Genomic DNA, 20,358 nt, shown 5'->3' on the forward strand with positions numbered 1-20,358 from the left:
AACCCTTTTTCACATGTCTGCGGTGGTACCGACCGATATAGTGACAATTGTGGCGGAACAAGAGAGCCTCAATCGCCGCGCTTCAACAAGGCGTGAGCCTATTGGCTCCTCAGCCGTGCTTCTTCTGGGTCATCACAGCCCGACCAAGCTTTTCCAGAGCAGCCTTCAGTCGATCGTCTTCGATGTCACCCAGCATTTTCGACAAATGCTGCGCCTTGTCCTGCGGCAGCGGCGGGGCCCGTCGCTTCGGCCGGTTCAACGGTGTCACCGGCTTTTGGACGATCTTGATGCGCTGCACTGCAGGAAAGCCGAAGAAGCCGTTGATCCTGTCGATGAATTCGCCCAACTGATGGCTAAGAAACAAGGCGCGCGCACCTTCGCAGGCGACAACCAGCGTGCCGGGCTCGAAGCCGCCATCCGCCTGTCCTTCGCTGGCGCGGCGCTGCCAGACGATCTTTTCCGGCTTCGTGCAGTCCGCAAACTCCGGTCCGGCAATATCTTCCCAAGAGCCGAGCAGCATCGTGTTGATGCCCGCCCGCTTGGCGAGGATCGGATCGACAAGGCCATTGGCGATCTCGGCGATCTGGAAGAGCGTTTTGCGTCGCATCGCGGCTTGTCGTTCCCGTGGAAAGCGGCTGAAGGCCGTGGTATCGAGCCGGTGATGAAGCTTCAATCCCCCCACCCTTACAGGATCGGCACCGCTGCCGAAAGGCTGGCCTGAATGGCCCGGTCCGCCGCGCAATCTGCTCCGTCCGAGAGAATCGCCGATGCCTTGCTGGCCTGGTACGACAGGCACCACCGCGAGCTGCCATGGCGGGTCACACCCGGCCGGCAGCAGGCGGGCGAGCGCGCCGATCCCTACCGGGTGTGGCTCTCTGAAATCATGCTGCAGCAGACGACCGTGCAGGCCGTCGGACCATTCTATGCGAAGTTTCTGGCGCTATGGCCAACGGTCGCCGATCTCGCCGCGGCCGATGAAGAAGACGTGCTGAAGGCCTGGGCCGGGCTCGGCTACTACTCGCGCGCCCGCAATCTGAAGCGCGCGGCTGAAGCGGTCGTAAACGATCATGGCGGCGCGTTTCCACCGGACGCTGCAGGGCTCCGCTCGCTGCCGGGCATCGGCGACTATACGGCCGGCGCCGTGGCTGCAATCGCCTTCAACCGCGCCGAGCCCGTCGTCGACGGTAATGTGGAGCGGGTTTTCACCCGCGTTTTCGCCATCGAGACGCCCCTGCCCGCCGCCAAGCCCGAGATCCGCAGGCTTGTCGCGACCGAGGTGCCCGCCGCCCGGCCGGGCGACTTTGCCCAGGCGACCATGGATCTCGGCGCGACGATCTGCACGCCGCGTCGGCCATCCTGCATCCTTTGCCCGCTGCGCGACCGCTGCATGGCGCTTCGCAACGGCGATCCGGAGCGTTTTCCGCTGAAAGCGGCCAAAAAGGAAAAGCCGGTCCGGCGCGCAGCCGCCTTCGTTGCGGTCGATCCCGGCGGCGCCGTTCTGCTGCGCAAACGCCCCGGCACGGGCCTGCTTGCCGGCATGAGCGAGGTGCCGACCTCCGAATTCACCGCGCGGCTCGATGGGGATACGTCGGTCGATGCCGCGCCGTTCCCGGCTGCCTGGACGCTTGCCGGCACGATCAAGCACGTCTTCACCCATTTCGAATTGCGGCTCGATGTCTACCGGGCCGAGCTCTCCCAGAGGCCGGCGACCAACATCGGCTGGTGGTCGACCCGTAACGACATTTCAGGCGAAGCTTTGCCGACTGTCATGAAGAAGGCGCTTGCCTGCGCTATCCCCGATATCTTCTGACCCTCTCACTATTCGGACTTGTTCATGACCACTGCCATCCGCCACATCGTGTTCGACATCGGCAAGGTGCTGATCCATTACGATCCCGACCTGCCCTACAAGCGCCTGATCCCCGATGAGGCGGAGCGGCAGCGCTTCTTTGCCGAAATCTGCACGCATGAATGGAACATCGAGCAGGATCGCGGCCGCACGTGGGAGGAAGCCGAGACGCTTCTGATCGCCACGCACCCGGACCACGCCGAACACATTCGCGCCTTCCGGCAGCACTGGCACGAGATGGTGCCGCACGCCTATGAAGAGAGCGTCGACATCATGCTGGGCCTGATCGATGCGGGCCATGACGTGACGATGCTGACGAATTTCGCCGCCGATACGTTCGCCGAGGCCAGGAAGCGCTTCGATTTCCTCAGCAGGCCGCGTGGGGTCACGGTTTCGGGCGAGATCAAAGTCATCAAGCCGGATCGGGCGATCTACGACATCCACGCCGAGACTTTCGGCCTCGATCCGGCGGCATCGCTCTTCATCGACGACACGCTGGCCAATGTTCAAGGCGCGATCGATGCCGGCTGGCAGGCCGTGCACTTCCAGAACGCCAAAACGCTCAAGGCGGACCTTGAGCGTTTCGGCCTCTCGACGTGACTGGAGGTACTCACACCGTCGAGGGGTTCTTGAGGGCGGCGTCTATCTCGACGCTGCCTATGAAGTCTTTCGATCAGCCGGCGATCGCCATCTGATCGCGCACGATGCGGCGCAGCGCATCGATCGGATCAAGGCGTCCTTCACGGCGTACGTGCCAGAAGGTCCAGCCATTGCAGGCTTCGAAACCCTGGACCTTGGCGCCGATCCGGTGGATCGAGCCCGCTTCGCCGCCGCTCGTTACCGTGCCGTCGGCGCGCACGATGGCGCTGAACTTGCCGCGCTGGTCCGTCAGCACGGTGCCCGGCAGGATCATTCCGGATTCCACCAGCGCACTGAAGGCCACGCGCGGCTCGGCGCGCTTGCTCGAAACGATCGTCAATTCGGCTTTTCCGAGCGGTTCGACAGCTGCAATGCGCCGCTCGGCAACGTCGATATAGGACTGCTCACGTTCGATCCCGACATAATTGCGACCCAGCCGCTTGGCGACGGCGCCGGTCGTCCCAGACCCGAAGAAGGGATCAAGCACGAGATCTCCCGGGCGGGATGTAGCCATCATGATGCGGGCCAGCAGTGCTTCGGGTTTCTGGGTCGGGTGTGCCTTGCGGCCGTCCTCATCCTTGATCCGCTCGCCGCCCGAGCAGATGGGAAACAGCCAGTCCGAGCGCATCTGCACATCGTCATTGGCCGCCTTCATCGCATCGTAGTTGAACGTGTAGCTTTTCGCGTCGGGATCCCGGCTCGCCCAGATCAGGGTTTCATGGGCATTCTGGAACCGGCGCCCACGGAAATTTGGCATCGGATTGGTCTTGCGCCAGACGACGTCGTTCAGGATCCAGAAGTTCAGATCCTGCAGCGTCGCGCCGACACGGAAGATGTTGTGGTAGGAGCCGATGACCCAGATCGACCCCGTCGGCTTCAGCACCCGGCGGCAGGCGAGCAACCAGGCGCGGGTAAAGGCATCATAGGCCTCGAAGGACGCGAACTGGTCCCAGTGATCGTCCACCGCATCGACCTTCGACTGGTCCGGGCGATGCAAGTCACCGCCAAGCTGCAGGTTGTAGGGCGGATCGGCGAAGATCAGATCGACGGACTGCGACGGCAGCTTCTCGAGCGCAGCGACACAGTCGCCTTTCAGAATCGTGTTGATCGGAAAACCCGTCGTGCTCGACGGCTTGGCACTTGTCGCCCTGGCGCGGGCGGCGGAGGCAGTCACGGAGGCCATGGGATACCCGGTTACGCATTACTCGGAACAACTTGTCCTCATGGTTGACGAATATGGTTACGAAAGCCTGAAGCCCGATCGATTTATGCGCCGATCGATAACGAGTCATGCGGGCGCTAAGGGTGTTCGAAGGCCACGGCGCATGATATGCGGGCCGCAAATTCCAAAGATTGTCGAGTGAGAAAGCCTGCGCGCCATGGACGGACTGGACCTCATCATATTCGATTGCGACGGCGTGCTCGTCGATTCCGAGATCATTGCGGCTGAAGTCGAGGCGCGTATCCTGACCGAGGCAGGCTATCCTATCGAGGCTGGCGAAATGGCCGAGCGCTTCGCGGGCCTGACCTGGAAAGACATTCTGCTGACGGTCGAGCGCGAAGCGTCGATACCGCTTCAGGCGACACTGCTTGAAAAGTCTGAAAAGCTTCTCGACGAGAAACTGGCCAAGAGCGTGAAAGCGATCGAGGGCGTTGCATCGGCACTGCGCCAGCTCGATGCACCCCGGTGCATCTGCTCGAACTCTTCGACGAAGCGGCTCGAGATCATGCTCAAGCGCACGCAGCTTTGGGAAAGTTTTGCGCCGAACATCTATTCGGCCAAGTCGCTCGGCGAAAACCGCACCAAGCCGAAGCCCGACATTTTCCTGCACGGCGCGGAGCAGATGAAGGCAGACCCTGCCCGCGTCATCGTGATTGAGGATTCCGTGCACGGCGTGACTGCGGCGCAAGCCGCCGGCATGCGGGTCATCGGCTTTACCGGCGCCTCGCACGCCTATCCGGCGCTTGCCGGGCGGCTGATGGACGCCGGTGCCCAGACGGTCGTGTCTCGGATGGCGGATTTGCCGGCAACCGTGAAGGCGCTTGCCGGCTGGTCGGAACTCATCTGAGTCCCGACGGTCGTCTAGTCGCGCTTACGGCGTGTCGTACGGGCCTTCGTCAAATCCCACGAAAACGCGGACGCCGCGCGCATTGGCGGCGGGAATACGGACATTGGTGTCCGAGAACAAAAACTGCCCGCTGCCCTGGTCGACCGTGGCCGAGAAATTGGTGAGCTGCGAATAGAGAACCTCTTCACCGCGCACCGCTGCCACGCGGATCGGCATCTGGACCGTGCCGGGCGCACCCGCCGGACCAACGACGATACGGCCGGCAGCGGTAACGTTCATGACGATCTCGCTGCCGCTCAGCGTGCACTGCCGTGTCGTTTCGGCAAGCGAGACCTGGTAGCGCACCTGCGCCGGGTCGCTCTGGTCGTTGCCGGCATAGGTGCGATAGAACGCAGTGCCGTCGCGCAGACCGACGGTGGGGCAAGTGCCCTGAACCACCGGCGTCGTTGCCGCAGCCGTATCCGGCCCGCCGCGCACTGCCGTGGCCAACGGACCGCTTCCCCCACCCGAGGGCGAACATGCCGCAAGCGCGACCAGCGACATCAGCGCAGCACCACGACGAAGATTGAGAACTGACACAGACAAGAGCCTCCGTTCTGACCGGTTGGTGGACGATATACACGAGGCGCGCTCCGCATCAAACGGCTTGCTAACCATATCCCAGCCCATCCGCGCCGCTTGGCGACGGTAGCCATCGGCCTTTCCTTGAACCATGGCGATGGTCTATAGGTCGCCGCGACCGTCTACGGCGGCCACTTCCTTCGCAGACATGGGAATCTTTTTCGTGGACTATGTTTCGACGCGGGGCAACGCTCCGGCTCTCGGCTTCAGCGATGCACTGCTTGCCGGCCTTGCCGGCGATGGCGGCCTCTACGTACCGCGCGAATGGCCGCAATTCTCCGTAGCCGACATCAAGGCCATGCGTGGCAAGACCTATCAGGACATCGCCTTCACCGTGATGCATCCGTTGGTCGGCAATGACATTTCATCCGAAAACCTGCGTCGGATGATCGACGAGGCCTATGCGACGTTCCGCCACGAAGCGATCGTGCCGCTCGTTCAGACCGGTGCGGACCGGTTCTTGATGGAGCTTTTCCACGGCCCGACGCTGGCGTTCAAGGACGTGGCGATGCAGTTGATCGCGCGCCTCATGGATCATGTGTTGATCGAGCGCGACCAGCGCGCCACGATCGTCGGCGCGACGTCGGGCGATACGGGTGCGGCGGCTGTCGGGGCCTTTGCCGGCCGCGACCGCACCGACATGTTCATCCTGTTTCCCAAGGGCCGCGTCTCACCGGTGCAGCAGCGCCAGATGACGACGACCACGGCGGCCAATGTCCGCACACTGGCTATCGAAGGCAATTTCGACGACTGCCAGGACCTCGTGAAAGCGATGTTCGCCGACGCGCCGTTCCGCGACCGGGTCAGGCTGTCGGGCATCAATTCGATCAACTGGGCACGGATCATGGCCCAGATCGTCTATTACTTTTCCTCCGCCGTTTCGCTCGGCGCACCCGATCGCGCCGTCTCCTTCACCGTTCCGACCGGCAATTTCGGCGACATCTTCGCGGGCTATGCGGCGAGGCGCATGGGTCTCCCCGTCGAGCGGCTGGTGGTCGCGACCAACGAAAACGACATTCTCGCCCGCGCCATCCAGACCGGGCGTTACGAGATGCACTCGGTCGTCCCCACCACCTCGCCGTCCATGGACATCCAGATCTCGTCCAATTTCGAACGGCTTCTGTTCGAAGCTCTGGACCGGGACGCCGAGCGGGTTCGACAGGCGATGGCCCGGCTTAAGCAGTCTCGCGCCTTCGACATCGATGCCGATGCGCTTGCGGAAATCCGCGCGGGCTTTGGCGCCGGACGCGCCTCCATGGATGAAGTCGCGGCGGCGATCGGCTCCGTTTTCAAGACGACCGGCATGGTGATCGATCCGCATACGGCGACCGGCATGCATGTCGCTGCGCGCGAATCGGTGGTGCAGGCACCGATGGTCACGCTTGCCACCGCACACCCGGCGAAATTCCCGGACGCCGTAAAATCTGCGTGCGGTATTGACCCGGCCCTGCCGGCGTGGCTCTCTGATCTCATGGACAGGGAGGAGCGCTTCGATACGCTGCCGGGCGACCTTTCCGCGGTCGAGGCTTTTATCCTCGCCAACGCCCGTGCCGCCGATGGCCGGGCGCAGAAAGACTGAGAGTTCATGAGCGTACAATGTACCCGGCTTGCAAGCGGCCTGACAGTCGTGACCGAGATGATGCCTCATCTGGAGAGCGTCGCGCTCGGCGTCTGGATCAAGGCAGGCTCACGCAACGAAACTGAAAACCAGCACGGCATCGCCCATCTGCTCGAACACATGGCCTTCAAGGGCACGGCGCGACGCACCGCCCGCCAGATCGCCGAAGAAATCGAGAATGTCGGTGGCGAGGTCAACGCCTCCACATCGGTAGAGACGACCGCCTATTACGCCCGTATCCTGAAGAACGACGTGCCGCTGGCCGTCGACATTCTCGCCGATATCCTCACCGAATCGAGCTTCGACGAAGAAGAGCTCGAGCGCGAACAACACGTGATCCTTCAGGAAATCGGCGCTGCCAACGATACGCCGGACGATGTCGTGTTCGACCGTTTCTCGGAGGTCGCCTTCCGCGACCAGCCTCTCGGCCGCGCCATTCTCGGCACGCCGGAGACAGTGAAATCCTTCGCGCCCAAGGACCTGCGTCACTATCTCGACCGCCATTACACGAGCGATCGGATGATCATCGTTGCCGCCGGCGCGATCGATCACGACAGCTTCGTGCGCCAAGTCGAACAGCGTTTCGCTTCGATCCCCACGGGCGGCACCGACAACAGCTTTGTCACACCGGCGAAGTATATCGGCGGCGATTATCGCGAATCCCGCAACCTGATGGATGCTCAATTCCTGCTCGGCTTCGAGGGCCGCGCCTATCACGTGCGGGACTTCTACTGCTCGCAGTTGCTCGCCAATGTGCTTGGCGGCGGAATGTCGTCGCGGCTCTTCCAGAAGGTGCGTGAGGAGCGCGGCCTCTGCTATTCGGTCTATGCCTTCCATTGGGGCTTTTCCGACAGCGGCGTCTTCGGAATTCATGCGGCAACCGGCGGCGATGACCTGCCGGAACTGGTGCCGGTTCTGATCGAGGAACTTCGCCATGTCGCAGAGAGTGTCGACGTGCAGGAGATCGACCGTGCGCGGGCGCAGACACGCGCGCAATTGCTGATGGCGCAGGAAAGTCCCGCCGCCCGTGCAAGCCAGATCGCGCGTCAGATGCTGCTTTACGGGCGCCCCATCCCCAACGAGGAGTTGATGGATCGGCTCGCCAATTTGACCCCGGCGCGCCTGACGGACCTTGCCGGACGGCTGTTCTTCGACACCGTGCCGACCATTTCCGCGATCGGACCGCTGGAAAGCCTGCCGTCCTTCGAGGAAATCCGAAGCAGCCTATCGACGGGTGGTGGAGGCGCCGCATCCGCGCGCGCCGCCAACGCCTGACCGCGTCCGGTTAAGGCCCGGTCGTGTTCGGTTTCCTGTCTCGACGCAGCGATCCGCTTCCGGTCGAGACGCCCGACAGCTACATGCGCTTTCCTGCCCGCTCGGACTTTGCCGCATGGCGCGCGCTGCGGATGGAAAGCCGCGCCTTCCTTCAGCCTTGGGAGCCGAGCTGGGCACCCGACGAGCTGTCACGGGTTTCGTTTCTCGGCCGCATCGGTCGATACGAGCGCGATTTCGCCGAGGGACACGCGATCCCGATGTTTCTCTTCCGCAAGTCGAACGACGAACTGATGGGCGGCCTGACGATCGGTTACATCCGCCGTGGCGCTGCCCAGAGCTGCATGGTCGGCTACTGGATGGGCGAGCGCTATGCCGGCCAGGGGCACATGTCGCGGGCGCTTCAGGCGCTCATTCCCCACATCTTTACGCAGCTGAAGTTGCACCGCATCGAGGCAGCCTGTATCCCCGACAATGAGCGAAGCATCAGGCTCCTTGAAAAGGCCGGATTTCGCCGGGAAGGCTACATGCGGGGCTACCTCAAGATCGACGGCGTATGGCGCGACCACCTGCTCTACGCACGTCTGACGAACGATGCGGCTGCCGGCCGCTTCGAGACCGATCCGCACTCCGCGGATATCGGTTCGACTATGATGAAGATCGAGGCTCGATGATTAGGACGGACAGCAACCGCCGGCCCGCTATCGCCCTGATTTCGATAGTCCTCATGCTCGCAGGCCTATTGGCAGCCTTGCTGCCGGGGCTGGCCCGAGCGGCCGATCCCGTCGCCATATCCCGTGACGAAACCGCGCTCGATCTGACCGCCGTCACCGACATCTATGCCCATCGCGGCGAGGCGTTTCAGGTGTCGACGGCCCCCGGCACCGACGGCATCGTGCGCCGCATCGAAGTGCGCGCTTCGTCGCCACAGCACTCCGGCGATTGGGCCGTCTTTTCGCTTGCGAACGTCTCCGACGAGCAGCTGGATCGATTGATCGTCGCGCCGCATTTCCGGCTCGTCGGCTCGCGCATGATCTGGCCCGATCTCGGCTCGCAGCGCATCATTTCGGTCACGCCGAGCGAAGGCTTCGCGCTCGATCGCCAGGCAAGCCCTGATGCCGACGTGTTCCAGATCACCCTCAATCCGGGATCGATCGTCACCTTCGTTGCCGAATTGTCGTCGCCCGAGCTGCCGCAGATCTATCTGTGGGAGCCGGATGCCTACAAGGACACGGTCAACGCCTTCACGCTGTATCAGGGCATCGTGCTCGGCATTGCGGGCCTTCTCGCGGTGTTTCTCACCATTCTGTTCGTCGTGAAGGGCACGTCGATGCTGCCGGCGACGGCCGCTCTCGCATGGGCGGTGCTCGCCTATATCTGCGTCGATTTCGGTTTCCTGTCGAAACTGATCAGCGTCACGCCGGCCGATGAACGCATCTGGCGCGCGGGCACGGAAGTGTTCCTGGCGACCGGGCTCGTCATCTTCCTGTTCACCTATCTCAATCTCAATCGCTGGCACACCAATCTCAGCTACGCGACGCTCGCCTGGATCATCGCGCTCGGCCTGATATTCGGCGTCGCGATCTACGATCCGGCCATCGCGGCCGGCCTCGCGCGCATTTCCTTCGCCACCACCGGCGTCGTCGGCCTGCTGCTCATCGCCTATCTCGGGTTCAACCGCTACGACCGGGCGATCATGCTGGTGCCCACCTGGGTGCTGATCCTCGTCTGGCTCTTCGGCGCCTGGATGACGGTGACGGGCCAGCTCGACAACGACATCATCCAGCCTGCGCTTGGCGGCGGCCTGGTGCTCATCGTGCTCCTGATCGGCTTTACGGTCATGCAGCACGCCTTTGCCGGCGGTGTCCTGCAGCAGGGCCTCTTCAGCGATCTGGAACGGCAGTCGCTCGCCCTCAGCGGCGCCGGCGATACCGTCTGGGATTGGGACGTTGCCCGAGACCGTGTCGTCACCATTCCCGATATTTCAGGGCAGCTCGGCCTGCCGGATGGTTCCCTGAACGGCGCTGCCCGCAACTGGCTGCCGCAGATCCACCCGGACGATCGTGACCGTTTCCGCAGTGCGCTCGACGTGATGATCGAGCACCGCAAGGGCCGGCTCAACCATCAGTTCCGCCTGCGGGCCGAAGACGCGCATTATCACTGGATGTCGCTGCGGGCGCGCCCGGTCGTCGGCTCCAACGGCGAAGTCATCCGCTGCGTCGGTACCATGATCGACGTGACCGAGCAGAAGAGCTCCGAGGAGCGCCTGCTCCACGATGCGGTGCACGACAATCTGACCGGTTTGCCGAACCGCGAACTGTTTCTCGACCGGCTGGACGCCCTCACCCGCATGTCGGCCTCGCAGGAAGCCATGCGGCCAACGGTTTTCATGATCGACATCGACCGGTTCAAGCAGGTCAACGACAATCTGGGCATGTCGGCCGGCGACACGATCCTTCTGACGATCACCCGCCGTCTCAAGCGCCTTTTGAAGCCGCAGGACACGCTTGCCCGCATCACCGGCGATCAGTTCGGGCTCATCCTGCTGTCCGAGCAGGCACCGGCGAAAGTCGCGGCGCTCGCCGAGGCGATCAACAAGGCAATCATGGTGCCGATCGTCTTCGCCAAGCGCGAGATCATCCTGACGGCCTCGATCGGCCTCGTCTCGTTCGTCGACGACAGCACGTCCGCTTACGACCTCATGAAGGATGCCGAACTCGGGATGTACCACGCCAAGCGTCAGGGCGGGAACCGGATCGAGCCCTTCCGCCCAGCCTTCAAAACGGTCGGCACGGACAAGCTGCATCTGGAATCGGATCTCCGCCGGGCGCTGGAGCGCAAGGAAATGGGGCTTGCCTATCAGCCGATAGTGCGCCTGGAAGACGGCGAGATCGTCGGTTTCGAGGCGCTCATGCGCTGGGAGCATCCCCGACGTGGCGCCATCCCGCCTGCGGAATTCATTCCGATCGCCGAAAGCTCAGATCTCATCTTCGCGCTCGGCCTCTTCGCCATCGAGCAGGCTGCGTCGGACTTGAAAGACTGGCAGGGCGATGTCGGAGAAGTACCGGTTTCGGTGTCGGTCAACATCTCCAGCGCGCAGCTTCTGCGCAACGATCTTTGCAACGATGTTCGCGCGGCGCTGACCAAGACCGGCTGCAAGCCGCATCATTTGAAGCTGGAACTCACCGAGTCCGTCGTGATGGAGAATCCTGAGCAGGCGGCACTTGTGCTTGCCCGCATGGGAGAGATCGGCATCGGCTTGGCGCTCGACGATTTCGGCACCGGGCATTCCTCGCTCGCCTATCTCACGCGCTTCCCCTTCGACACGCTGAAGATCGATCAGTCGCTCGTGCGTGACACCAGCGACAAGCGCGCTGTCCTCCTGCGCTCAATCATCACCATGGCCAAGGACCTGGACATGAAGGTCGTCGCTGAGGGTATCGAGCACGACGAGGATGCGGGCGAGCTGTTCGAAATGGGCTGCGATTTCGGCCAGAGCTTCCTGTTCGGCCCGGCCATGCGTGCGCCGGCCATCAAGCAGCTGCTGCGCGAACGCTTCCCGCTTTCCAAGGCAAGCTGATCAGCGTCTCAGGCGTGACCGCTTTCGCGTGACAGTCTCGCGGGATCGATGCCCATGGACGCCAGAACGCGCTCGTACTTGTCGGAAATCACCCGGTCGAACACGACATCGTCGGTTGCCGGGCAGGTCAGCCAGCCGTTTTCGCTGATTTCCATTTCCAGCTGGCCTGGGCCCCAGCCGGCATAGCCGAGCATCATCATGGCGCGATGCGGGCCACGGCCTTGCGAAATGGCGCGCAGGATATCGACCGTTGCGGTCATGCACATCTCGTCCGAAACGGGCATGGTGGAATCGCCGATATAATCGTCGCTGTGGAGCACGAAACCGCGCCCGGTTTCCACCGGACCACCCGCCTGCACCGAGATAGATTGCGCTCGGCGCGGCAACCGGATCGCCTCGTTGCTCTTGATCACGTTCAGCTGAACCAGAAGATCCGAGAAGGTGATCGGCTGCGGGCGGTTGAGGACGAAACCCATGGCGCCGTCGCTGGAATGGGCGCAGAGATAGATCACCGTACGATCGAAATTGGTATCCAGCATATGCGGCATGGCAATCAGCAGCTGCCCGTCGAGGTAGCTGCGTTCCTTGCTGCCATGCTTGAGCGCGCCGATGACCATGCGCAGAGGGTAACAAGCCACGGCGAAATGGAAAGCAATTTCGGCGTGATTCGACGTATCAATATTTCGCGACGGCAAGACCGTCGCGATCTCACTCGTTTATGATCATCGCGCCTCAAGCTGTGAGTTGCTGCGGTGAAACTGAGCCGCTAAGCCAGATGTCATGACGCAAAATGCTGCCAGCCGCCGGAAAATCCAGCAATTCGCCCTCGTTGGGCGTTCTGTCGCAACTTTCGCCCTGGTTGCAGCGCTGGCTCATGGGCCAGCCTTCGCTGCGTCGTCGGATTGGGTCGACCATGAAGGCGGCCGCCTGCGGATCGTCACCAGCACGCCCGATGCAGACGGAGTCGTTCGCGGCATGCTGGACATCGAACTGACACCGGGCTGGAAGACCTATTGGGTCGACCCGGGCGACAGCGGCCTGCCGCCTCAGATGACCATCTCCGGCAGCACCAATCTGTCTGCCGTCGAGCTCTTCTTTCCAGCACCTGAGCGGGTCGACGATGGGTACGCGATCTGGGCTGGCTACACTTCGTCCGTCCGCCTGCCGTTTCGTCTCCAGCAGGAGACTGCAGACGATACCGCGAACCTCGCTGCGGATATCCTGATCGGCGTGTGCAAGAGCGTCTGCATCCCCGTCGATGCGCAACTGGATGTGGCTCTGTCGCAAGATGCTTCTCCCATCGAAATTGCGCTGGTCGATGAGGCGTTTTCATCCTTGCCGGGCGATCAGACCTCCGAAATGCGCATCGACGCCGTCGCGCTCGAGCCCGGCGACCCCAATCGGCTCCTGGTCGATGTCCACCTCCCCTCTGCCGAAGCGGCCGCGGCGGCTGAGCTCTTCATCGCCACGCCACCGGGGTGGCGGCTCGGCACGCCAAGAAAGATGGCGACGCAGGGCCAGACGAGCCGCTTCGCGGTGAAGGTCAAACGTCAGCCGATCGGCGATGGAGCGGATGCAGCGCCGCTGACCTTCGTGCTTAAAACCCACACGCACAGCATCCAGCAAGTCCTGCACGCCGAATAAGTCAGGCTTCCGGCCGACCCCATGCGCAGCGGGAAACGACATCCGAAGCGCTGCGCCTTCTTCCATGCCACGCCTAAATTCTCTAGCGTGCGATCCGCGCCATTCGGCTCACTCATCAAGCCACACAGGAGAATTGCCTTGACCGTATCAGTCGGTGACAAGCTGCCGGAAGCAAAATTCAAGGAGAAGACGTCTGACGGGATGGAAGAGGTCTCCACCGCTGACGTCTTCGCTGGCAAGAAAGTCGTCCTGTTCGCCGTTCCCGGCGCCTTCACGCCGACCTGCGACATGAACCATCTGCCCGGCTATATCGAACACCGCGACACCATCCTCGGCAAGGGCGTCGACGACATCGCCGTCGTTGCCGTCAACGATGCTTTCGTGATGTCGGCCTGGAGCAAGTCCTCCGGCGGCGAAGGCAAGATCCGCTTCCTGTCCGATTGGGACGCCTCGTTCACGAAGGCCATCGGCATGGAGACCGATCTCTCCGCCGGCACACTCGGCATGCGCTCCAAGCGCTATTCGATGGTCGTCGAAGATGGCGTCGTCAAAGCGTTGAACGTCGAAGACGCGCCGGGGCAGGCCACCAAGTCGGGTGCCGCCGCCATTCTCGAGCAGCTCTGATCCTCAATCAGCCGGCACGCCTTGCCGCCTTGAACGGCGCCATGGCAAGGCGTGCCAATTCGTCGGCCCGTTCGTTCTCCGGGTGGCCTGCATGGCCCTTTACCCAGTGCAGGCGAACTTGGTGGCGGTTGCGCGCCGCATCCAGCGCTTGCCACAGCTCGGCATTCTTGACCGGTTTCTTGTCGGCGGTTTTCCAGCCGTTCTTTTTCCAGCCATGGATCCATTTGGTTAGGCCGTCGCGCACATAGACGCTGTCGGTATAGAGATCGACCGTGCAGGGTGTCTTCAAGGCCTCAAGCGACGCGATCGCCGCCATCAGTTCCATGCGATTGTTCGTCGTCTCGGCCTCGCCGCCCGACAGTTCCTTTTCGACGCCGTTGAAACGCAGGATCGCGCCCCAGCCGCCCGGCCCCGGATTTCCCGAGCAGGCGCCGTCGGTGTAAATCTCAACTGTCTTCATGCTGTCTCGCGAAGCCCGTATTCGGCCGCGTCCTTGATCTGTCTGTGGAAGCGCAAGCGCCTCAGATATTCCTTAGGGTCTTTCTTCACGACAAGTGCACCTTCCGGCGTCGTCAGCCAGTCATAGAGACGCGTCAGGAAAAAGCGAAGCGCCGAGCCTCGTGCCAGAAGCGGCAACGCGGCGCGCTCCGCATCCGTCAGCTTGCGCACGGAATCATAACCATCCAGAAGCGCCATGCCCTTCGTCATGTTGAAGGACCCATCTTTCTCGAAGCACCAGGCGTTGAGGCAGATCGAGACGTCATAGGCGAGCAGGTCGTTGCAGGCGAAATAGAAGTCGATCAGCCCGGAAACTTCGTCTCCGAGGAAGAAGACGTTGTCTGGAAAGAGATCGGCGTGGATGACCCCACTCGGAAGATTGGACGGCCAGGAGGCCTTCAGGCTGTCCAGTTCCCTCTCGATCTCGGCCACCAGCCCCGGCTCGACCGTTTCCGCCCTGTCCCGCGACATGTCCCACAGCGGGCGCCAGCCCGAGACCGAAAGCGCATTGGCCCGACCGAGTTCGAAGCCATCGCCCGCCACATGCATGCGCGCAAGTGCTGCCCCCACCTCGCGGCAATGCTCGGCGCGTGGACGCCTCAGCCACATGCCCTCCAAGAAGGAGATCATCGCGGCCGGACGGCCGGCAAGCTCGCTCAACACACCTTCATCGCGCTTGCGGATCGGCAGCGGGCAATTGAGCCCCTCCCCGGCAAGGTGCTCCATCAGGCCGAGAAAAAACGGCAGGTCCCGCCGGTCGACCCGCTTCTCATAGAGCGTCAGAATGAAGGCGCCGGCCGTGGTGTGGAGCAGGAAGTTCGAATTCTCGACCCCCTCGGCGATGCCCTTGTAGCTCAGCAGCGTGCCGACGTCGTAGTCGGCCAGGAAGACGGCAAGTTCATCCTCGGTGATATCGGTGTAGACGGCCAAGGTCAGCGTGCTCCGACGGCGAGAGCTTCGCCATTGACGAAGGCCATGTCGGCCACCGTCAGTTCCGTATCGCGCAATTCGCGATTGACGAGGAATGTCTCGTCTTCCTGCACGGTTTCGGCCAGTTCGACTGTGACGTCAAACCGCTGCCGAAAGGCCTCGATAATTTCACTGACGATCGTTTCCGGCGCGGAGGCGCCGGCCGACAGGGCAACGGTCTTCAAGGGGCCGAGATGATCCCAATTGATCTCGTCCGCACGCTGGACCAGCAGCGCGTGCCGGGCGCCCGCCCGCACGGCCACTTCGACCAGGCGCTTGGAATTCGACGAGTTGGGTGCACCCACCACGAGGAAAAGATCGGTTCCGGGTGCTGCCGCCTTCACCGCATCCTGCCGGTTGGTCGTTGCGTAGCAGATCGATTCGGCCGCCGGCGCCTTCAGATTGGGGAAACGCTCCGTCAGCGCCGCGATGACGCCGGCCGTATCGTCCACCGACAGCGTCGTCTGGGTGACGAAACCGAGATTGTCGGGGTCGACGGCCACATAGGCGCGGGCATCCTCGACCGTTTCGATGAGGGACACGGCACCTTCCGGCAATTGCCCCATGGTGCCGATCACTTCCGGGTGGCCCGCATGGCCGATGAGGAGCACATGCCGGCCCTGCCGCTCATGGCGCATGGCCTGCTTGTGGACCTTGGAGACCAGCGGACAGGTCGCATCGAGATAGAAGAGATTGCGGGCTTGCGCATCGGCCGGCACCGATTTCGGCACGCCGTGGGCCGAGAAGATCACCGGCTGCCCACGATGCTCCTCGGGAATCTCGTGAAGTTCTTCCACGAAGACCGCGCCCTTGGCCTCAAGGCCCTCCACCACATAGCGGTTGTGGACGATCTCATGGCGGACATAGACCGGTGCGCCGTATTTCTTCAGCGCGAGAACGACGATCTGGATTGCCCGATCGACGCCTGCGCAGAACCCTCTCGGGCCGCACAGCCGGATCGTCAATGGAACCCTCGCCTCGTTCGTCACCTCTGTCATCATGCCTCGCGGTCGCTGTCCTGCGGCCTGCGTAGAAACATGAAACCGACCACACCTGCAAGGGCTGCAGCAAGGCCATACCAGGTGACGGCGTATTGCAGATGGTTGTTTGGCAGAGCGACCTGGGTCACGCCGGGGATGGGATAGCTGTTTACAAGCGCATCATAGGTGCGGATATCTGCGAAGAACGGCACGAGGCTCTCCGTTTGAAGGCCCATCGCTTCGCGCATGGCCTCGAAATCCTTCCAGTACCAGAGATTATCGGCCGGCGCGTTGTCCGGCACGACGAAGCCAGGCTTTTCGAACAGCGGATTGCGGGCCAAAGCGTCAAAACCGACGATCCCCGTCGGCTCCTGCCAGGGACGGTCTGCGATGTTCTTCATGTCGTAAGGCACGAAGCCGCGGTTGACGATGATCGAGCGGCCGTCTTCCAGCGTGAGGGGTGTGTAGACATACCAGCCGGACTGGCCCTGGTGCGTGGCGAGAAAATGCTGCTCGGAGGCGTGGTCGAACGTCCCGCTCAGGCGGATCGGCACGTACTCCACGTCCTGCTCGGCCGCGAAAAGCGCTTCCGCTTCGGGGAGCGCCATCGGCTCGGCGACGATGCGCTGCTCGATCGTTGCCAGCAGGGCTTCCTTCCATTGCAGGCGCTCCACCTGCCACGTTCCGAGCGCGATCAACGCGCCGAAGGCGGCGAGGATCACCACGAGGAAGATCGGCCCCGGCCTGCGCCGCTCGCGCACGACGATTGGCGTATCAGCGTTTGCCGTCATCGATGGCTCCCTCGCGTGCATTGTGCTTGTATTGCAGCGTGATCAATACGCCCTTGAGTGCCCGCAGAAGCGCCAGGCACAGAACCAGCGTCACCGGCGCCCAGAGCAGCAGGTGCACCCACAGCGGCGGCTGAAAGGTCAGTTCGGCCCAAAGGGCCATCCCCACGACCAGGAAGCCGATGATCATGATGACGAAGACCGCTGGCCCGTCGCCGGCATCGGCAAATCCATAGTCGAGCCCGCACGCCTGGCATTCGCGCTTCAGGCTCAGGAAGCCATCGAAAAGACGCCCCTCGCCACAGCGCGGGCAGACCCCCTTCAAGCCTGCACGAACCGGATCAACTGCGGGGAAATGGGCGCGGTCCTCGTACATGTTCGGCCTCACGCAATGAAAATGGGCGGCCCGATGGTCTCGGACCGCCCCAGATATATGCATTCCGGACCGTCCGGGCCATGGCCCGGACAGCGATGCGACATCAATGCGCAGCGATCGGTGCGCCCCAGGATGCCCAGACGTAGATCGAGAAGAAGAGGAAGAGCCACACCACGTCGACGAAGTGCCAGTACCAGGCGGCCGCTTCGAACCCGAAGTGCTTCTGCGGCGTGAAGTGCCCCTTCAGCGCACGGATGAGGCAGACGACGAGGAAGATCGTGCCGACCAGAACATGGAAGCCATGGAAGCCCGTGGCCATGAAGAAGGTTGCGCCATAGATCGAATTGGCGAAGTCGAACGGGGCAACCGTGTACTCATAGAACTGAACGTAGGAGAACAGCGCGCCGAGCAGCACGGTGAGCGTCAGGCCATAGATGAGGCCCTTGCGGTCGTTGTGCAGCAGCGCGTGGTGCGCCCAGGTGACCGTCGTGCCGGAAAGCAGCAGGATGACGGTGTTGTAGAGCGGAAGGTGCAGCGGATCGAGCACTTCGATACCGGCCGGCGGCCACTGACCGCCCGTGAAGGCGACACGGGCCTCCTGGATCGATTCGTCGGCGAAGAGGCTCGCGTCGAAGAAGGCCCAGAACCAAGCGACGAAGAACATCACTTCGGAAGCGATGAACATGATCATGCCGTAGCGCAGGTGCAGCGACACGACGCGCGTGTGATGGCCTTCGCGCGATTCCTTTACCGTGTCCGACCACCAGCCATACATGGTGTAGAGCACGATCGCGAGGCCGATGTAGAAGAGCCACGGGCTCGCCCAGTTGACCCCGAACATGTTGAAGGAGCCACCGGAAAGATAGCGCATGTAGCCGACGCCACCGAAGGCCATGACCAGAGCGCCGATCGAAGCGACCAGGGGCCAGGGTGACGGGTCGATGATGTGATAGTCGTGATTTTTCGTATGTGCATCGGCCATGAACTGATCCCCGATTGACCTTTCCTTGCAGGCGGAACCCGACGGACCGCCTTATTCCATTAGAGACTGTCCGAATTCTTCTCGTCGCCGACCGGCGCTGCAGCAACGGGTGCAGCTTCCGTGGCGTGCGGGAAGAACGTGTACGACAACGTAATCGTTTCGATGTTCTGCGTCTCGCGCTGATCGACGATCGCCGGATCCACGAAGAACACGACCGGCATGTCGATCGATTCACCGGGTTCGAGGCTCATCTCGGTGAAGCAGAAGCACTCGACCTTGTTGAAGAAAGCGCCGGCGGTCTGTGGCGTGACATTGTAGGTCGCCTGACCGGACGTCGTGCGCTCGCTGTTGTTGGTCGCGATGTATTCGACCTGGATCGTCTCGCCGATCCGAACTTCGACCTCGCGCTGCTTCGGACGGAATGTCCAGGGCAGACCGTTCACGTTCGAATCGAAGCGAACCTTGACCGTGCGGTCGAGGATCGTGTCGGAATACTGTTCGGCGCGCTGCGTCGTGCCGCCATAGCCTGTCACCTGACAGAACAGCTCGTAAAGCGGCACCGCCGCATAAGCCATGCCGCCCATGGTCGAGGCGAATACCAGACACGCGATCACGATGCCGCGGTTGTTGGCGGGCTTCTTCGTTTCTGCTGCAGTGTCGTTACGATCGGCCACGTGCGTCTCCCTCAGATCATCGGCTTGTTCATGATCTCCGGCCCGATCTTGATGACCGTTGCCGCGTAGAACAGGATGACAAGCAGCGCCAGAACGATGCCGATCGCGATGGACCGGTTGCGGCGTGCGCGCTTCTGCTTTTCAGTCAGTTCGACAGTTTCCATTGCTGCCTCCATCATGCCGCAAACGCTGTGAAGGCCCGCATCGCCCAATCGTCGATCAGGAACAATGCGAAGATCGCGAAGAGATAGATCAGCGAATAACCGAACAGCTTCTTGGCCGGCACCATGACGCGATCGTCTTCCGGCATCTTCCAGACCTTGTAGGCATGGCGGACAAACTCGGCGCCGAGCAGCAGCGAGACGGCGGCATAGACCGGACCGGCAAAGCCGAGGAAGTACGGTGATACGCCGACAACGGCCGTTGCGACCGCATACCAGAACATCTGCGTCTTGGTGGACGCCTCGCCCTTGACGTTCGGCATCATCGGAACACCGGCATCGCCATAGTCACGCAGCTTGAACAGCGCGAGAGCCCAGAAGTGCGGCGGCGTCCACAGGAAGATGATCAGGAAAAGCACGACGCTTTCGATCGAGATGGAGCCGGTGACGGCGACCCAGCCGATCATGGGCGGAAAAGCGCCGGCAGCACCGCCGATGACGATGTTTTGCGGCGTCATGCGCTTCAGCCACATCGTGTAGACGACGGCGTAGAAGAAGATGGTGAAAGCCAGAAGCGCGGAAGCGGCCCAGTTTACGAGCAGTCCGAGCGTAATCACCGAGAAAACGGAAAGGATCAGGCCGAAGCCCAGCGCTTCGCTACCGGTCACCCGGCCATCGGGAATGGGACGCTTTGCCGTTCGCGTCATCACCGCGTCGATATCGGCGTCGTACCACATGTTGAGCGCGCCGGAGGCGCCTGCGCCGACGGCGATGCAGAGCACGGCAACGCCGGCGATGAACGGGTGGATGTCGCCGGGCGCGAGATAAAGGCCGACGAAGGCCGTGAAGATCACGAGCGACATGACCCGCGGCTTCAGGAGATCGAAGAAGTCGCGTGCGCTGGCCTCGGACATGCGGACATCGGATCCGCCAACGATTTCAGGCACGGCGACATCATGATCGCTGGTGTAGGCCATTCAACTCAACCTTTCGCGCGGGACGCGCAGATTTTAG

General features: G+C 62.5%; 22 protein-coding genes. 9 read left to right on the top strand and 13 right to left on the bottom strand.

From position 1 onward, the window contains the following. Positions 1–109: 109 nt before the first annotated feature. On the bottom strand, positions 110–607 hold the full coding sequence (locus tag PU133_RS15805) for a DUF721 domain-containing protein (protein WP_126011114.1): 498 nt from the start codon (positions 605–607) through the stop codon (positions 110–112). A 114-nt stretch (positions 608–721) separates the two neighbouring features. Here PU133_RS15805 and mutY point away from each other — a divergent pair, with 114 nt between their 5' ends. Next, entirely contained in the window at positions 722–1,810 is a 1,089-nt protein-coding gene (mutY, locus tag PU133_RS15810; RefSeq protein WP_404862463.1) for an A/G-specific adenine glycosylase, read from the top strand. Between the two features lie 24 nt (positions 1,811–1,834). Continuing rightward, the gene (locus PU133_RS15815) at positions 1,835–2,449 is read left to right on the top strand and encodes an HAD family hydrolase (protein ID WP_404862464.1); all 615 of its coding nucleotides are present in this window, start codon (positions 1,835–1,837) and stop codon (positions 2,447–2,449) included. Positions 2,450–2,522: 73 nt separating this feature from the next. Here the strand turns inward: PU133_RS15815 and PU133_RS15820 are convergent, their stop codons facing one another. Further along, positions 2,523–3,671, bottom strand: a complete 1,149-nt coding sequence (locus tag PU133_RS15820) for a site-specific DNA-methyltransferase (protein ID WP_404862465.1) — start codon at positions 3,669–3,671, stop codon at positions 2,523–2,525. A gap of 196 nt (positions 3,672–3,867) precedes the next feature. Between PU133_RS15820 and PU133_RS15825 the strand changes: the two genes are divergently transcribed. Continuing rightward, on the top strand, positions 3,868–4,557 hold the full coding sequence (locus PU133_RS15825; protein WP_404862466.1) for an HAD family hydrolase: 690 nt from the start codon (positions 3,868–3,870) through the stop codon (positions 4,555–4,557). A 24-nt stretch (positions 4,558–4,581) separates the two neighbouring features. Here the strand turns inward: PU133_RS15825 and PU133_RS15830 are convergent, their stop codons facing one another. Beyond that, positions 4,582–5,136: a hypothetical protein gene (locus tag PU133_RS15830; RefSeq protein ID WP_404864562.1), complete on the bottom strand. Its 555-nt coding sequence runs from the start codon at positions 5,134–5,136 to the stop codon at positions 4,582–4,584. Positions 5,137–5,341: 205 nt separating this feature from the next. Between PU133_RS15830 and thrC the strand changes: the two genes are divergently transcribed. From thrC to PU133_RS15850, 4 genes are all read left to right on the top strand, one after another. Further along, positions 5,342–6,757: a threonine synthase gene (thrC, locus tag PU133_RS15835; RefSeq protein ID WP_404862467.1), complete on the top strand. Its 1,416-nt coding sequence runs from the start codon at positions 5,342–5,344 to the stop codon at positions 6,755–6,757. 6 nt (positions 6,758–6,763) lie between these two features. Further along, on the top strand, positions 6,764–8,071 hold the full coding sequence (locus PU133_RS15840) for a M16 family metallopeptidase (protein WP_404862468.1): 1,308 nt from the start codon (positions 6,764–6,766) through the stop codon (positions 8,069–8,071). A gap of 83 nt (positions 8,072–8,154) precedes the next feature. Next, positions 8,155–8,742 carry a GNAT family N-acetyltransferase gene (locus PU133_RS15845; protein WP_404864563.1) on the top strand — a complete coding sequence of 196 codons (588 nt, stop codon included), beginning with the start codon at positions 8,155–8,157 and terminating at the stop codon, positions 8,740–8,742. 53 nt (positions 8,743–8,795) lie between these two features. Continuing rightward, on the top strand, positions 8,796–11,648 hold the full coding sequence (locus PU133_RS15850) for an EAL domain-containing protein (protein WP_245451335.1): 2,853 nt from the start codon (positions 8,796–8,798) through the stop codon (positions 11,646–11,648). An 8-nt stretch (positions 11,649–11,656) separates the two neighbouring features. Here PU133_RS15850 and PU133_RS15855 read toward each other — a convergent pair whose 3' ends face one another. Then, complete coding sequence (locus PU133_RS15855) at positions 11,657–12,265, bottom strand: YqgE/AlgH family protein (protein ID WP_404864564.1); 609 nt, start codon at positions 12,263–12,265, stop codon at positions 11,657–11,659. Positions 12,266–12,428: 163 nt separating this feature from the next. Between PU133_RS15855 and PU133_RS15860 the strand changes: the two genes are divergently transcribed. Together PU133_RS15860 and PU133_RS15865 are read left to right on the top strand one after the other, a co-directional pair. Then, entirely contained in the window at positions 12,429–13,292 is an 864-nt protein-coding gene (locus PU133_RS15860) for a protein-disulfide reductase DsbD domain-containing protein (protein ID WP_404862469.1), read from the top strand. 138 nt (positions 13,293–13,430) lie between these two features. Continuing rightward, entirely contained in the window at positions 13,431–13,916 is a 486-nt protein-coding gene (locus tag PU133_RS15865; protein ID WP_126011124.1) for a peroxiredoxin, read from the top strand. A gap of 7 nt (positions 13,917–13,923) precedes the next feature. Here PU133_RS15865 and rnhA read toward each other — a convergent pair whose 3' ends face one another. From rnhA to cyoE, 9 genes are all read right to left on the bottom strand, one after another. Next, complete coding sequence (gene rnhA, locus PU133_RS15870; protein ID WP_404862470.1) at positions 13,924–14,376, bottom strand: ribonuclease HI; 453 nt, start codon at positions 14,374–14,376, stop codon at positions 13,924–13,926. Continuing rightward, positions 14,373–15,344 (bottom strand): homoserine kinase, encoded by a 972-nt coding sequence (locus PU133_RS15875; protein WP_404862471.1) that lies wholly within the window; start codon positions 15,342–15,344, stop codon positions 14,373–14,375. The genes rnhA and PU133_RS15875 overlap by 4 nt, the downstream gene beginning before the upstream one ends. A gap of 2 nt (positions 15,345–15,346) precedes the next feature. After that, positions 15,347–16,381 carry a 4-hydroxy-3-methylbut-2-enyl diphosphate reductase gene (ispH, locus tag PU133_RS15880; RefSeq protein WP_404864565.1) on the bottom strand — a complete coding sequence of 345 codons (1,035 nt, stop codon included), beginning with the start codon at positions 16,379–16,381 and terminating at the stop codon, positions 15,347–15,349. Then, entirely contained in the window at positions 16,381–17,154 is a 774-nt protein-coding gene (locus PU133_RS15885) for an SURF1 family protein (protein ID WP_404862472.1), read from the bottom strand. The genes ispH and PU133_RS15885 overlap by 1 nt, the downstream gene beginning before the upstream one ends. Continuing rightward, positions 17,138–17,527, bottom strand: coding sequence for a DUF983 domain-containing protein (locus PU133_RS15890; RefSeq protein WP_404862473.1), 390 nt, complete (start codon positions 17,525–17,527; stop codon positions 17,138–17,140). The genes PU133_RS15885 and PU133_RS15890 overlap by 17 nt, the downstream gene beginning before the upstream one ends. A gap of 103 nt (positions 17,528–17,630) precedes the next feature. Then, the gene (locus PU133_RS15895; RefSeq protein WP_126011129.1) at positions 17,631–18,509 is read right to left on the bottom strand and encodes a cytochrome c oxidase subunit 3; all 879 of its coding nucleotides are present in this window, start codon (positions 18,507–18,509) and stop codon (positions 17,631–17,633) included. A gap of 59 nt (positions 18,510–18,568) precedes the next feature. Beyond that, on the bottom strand, positions 18,569–19,183 hold the full coding sequence (locus tag PU133_RS15900; RefSeq protein ID WP_404862474.1) for a cytochrome c oxidase assembly protein: 615 nt from the start codon (positions 19,181–19,183) through the stop codon (positions 18,569–18,571). An 11-nt stretch (positions 19,184–19,194) separates the two neighbouring features. After that, positions 19,195–19,347: a hypothetical protein gene (locus PU133_RS15905; RefSeq protein WP_164527743.1), complete on the bottom strand. Its 153-nt coding sequence runs from the start codon at positions 19,345–19,347 to the stop codon at positions 19,195–19,197. An 11-nt stretch (positions 19,348–19,358) separates the two neighbouring features. Next, entirely contained in the window at positions 19,359–20,321 is a 963-nt protein-coding gene (gene cyoE, locus PU133_RS15910) for a heme o synthase (protein WP_404862475.1), read from the bottom strand. Between the last annotated feature and the right edge of the window lie 37 nt (positions 20,322–20,358).

The sequence above is a fragment of the Georhizobium sp. MAB10 genome (assembly GCF_045012825.1).
In the GTDB taxonomy this organism is placed as follows: domain Bacteria; phylum Pseudomonadota; class Alphaproteobacteria; order Rhizobiales; family Rhizobiaceae; genus Georhizobium; species Georhizobium profundi.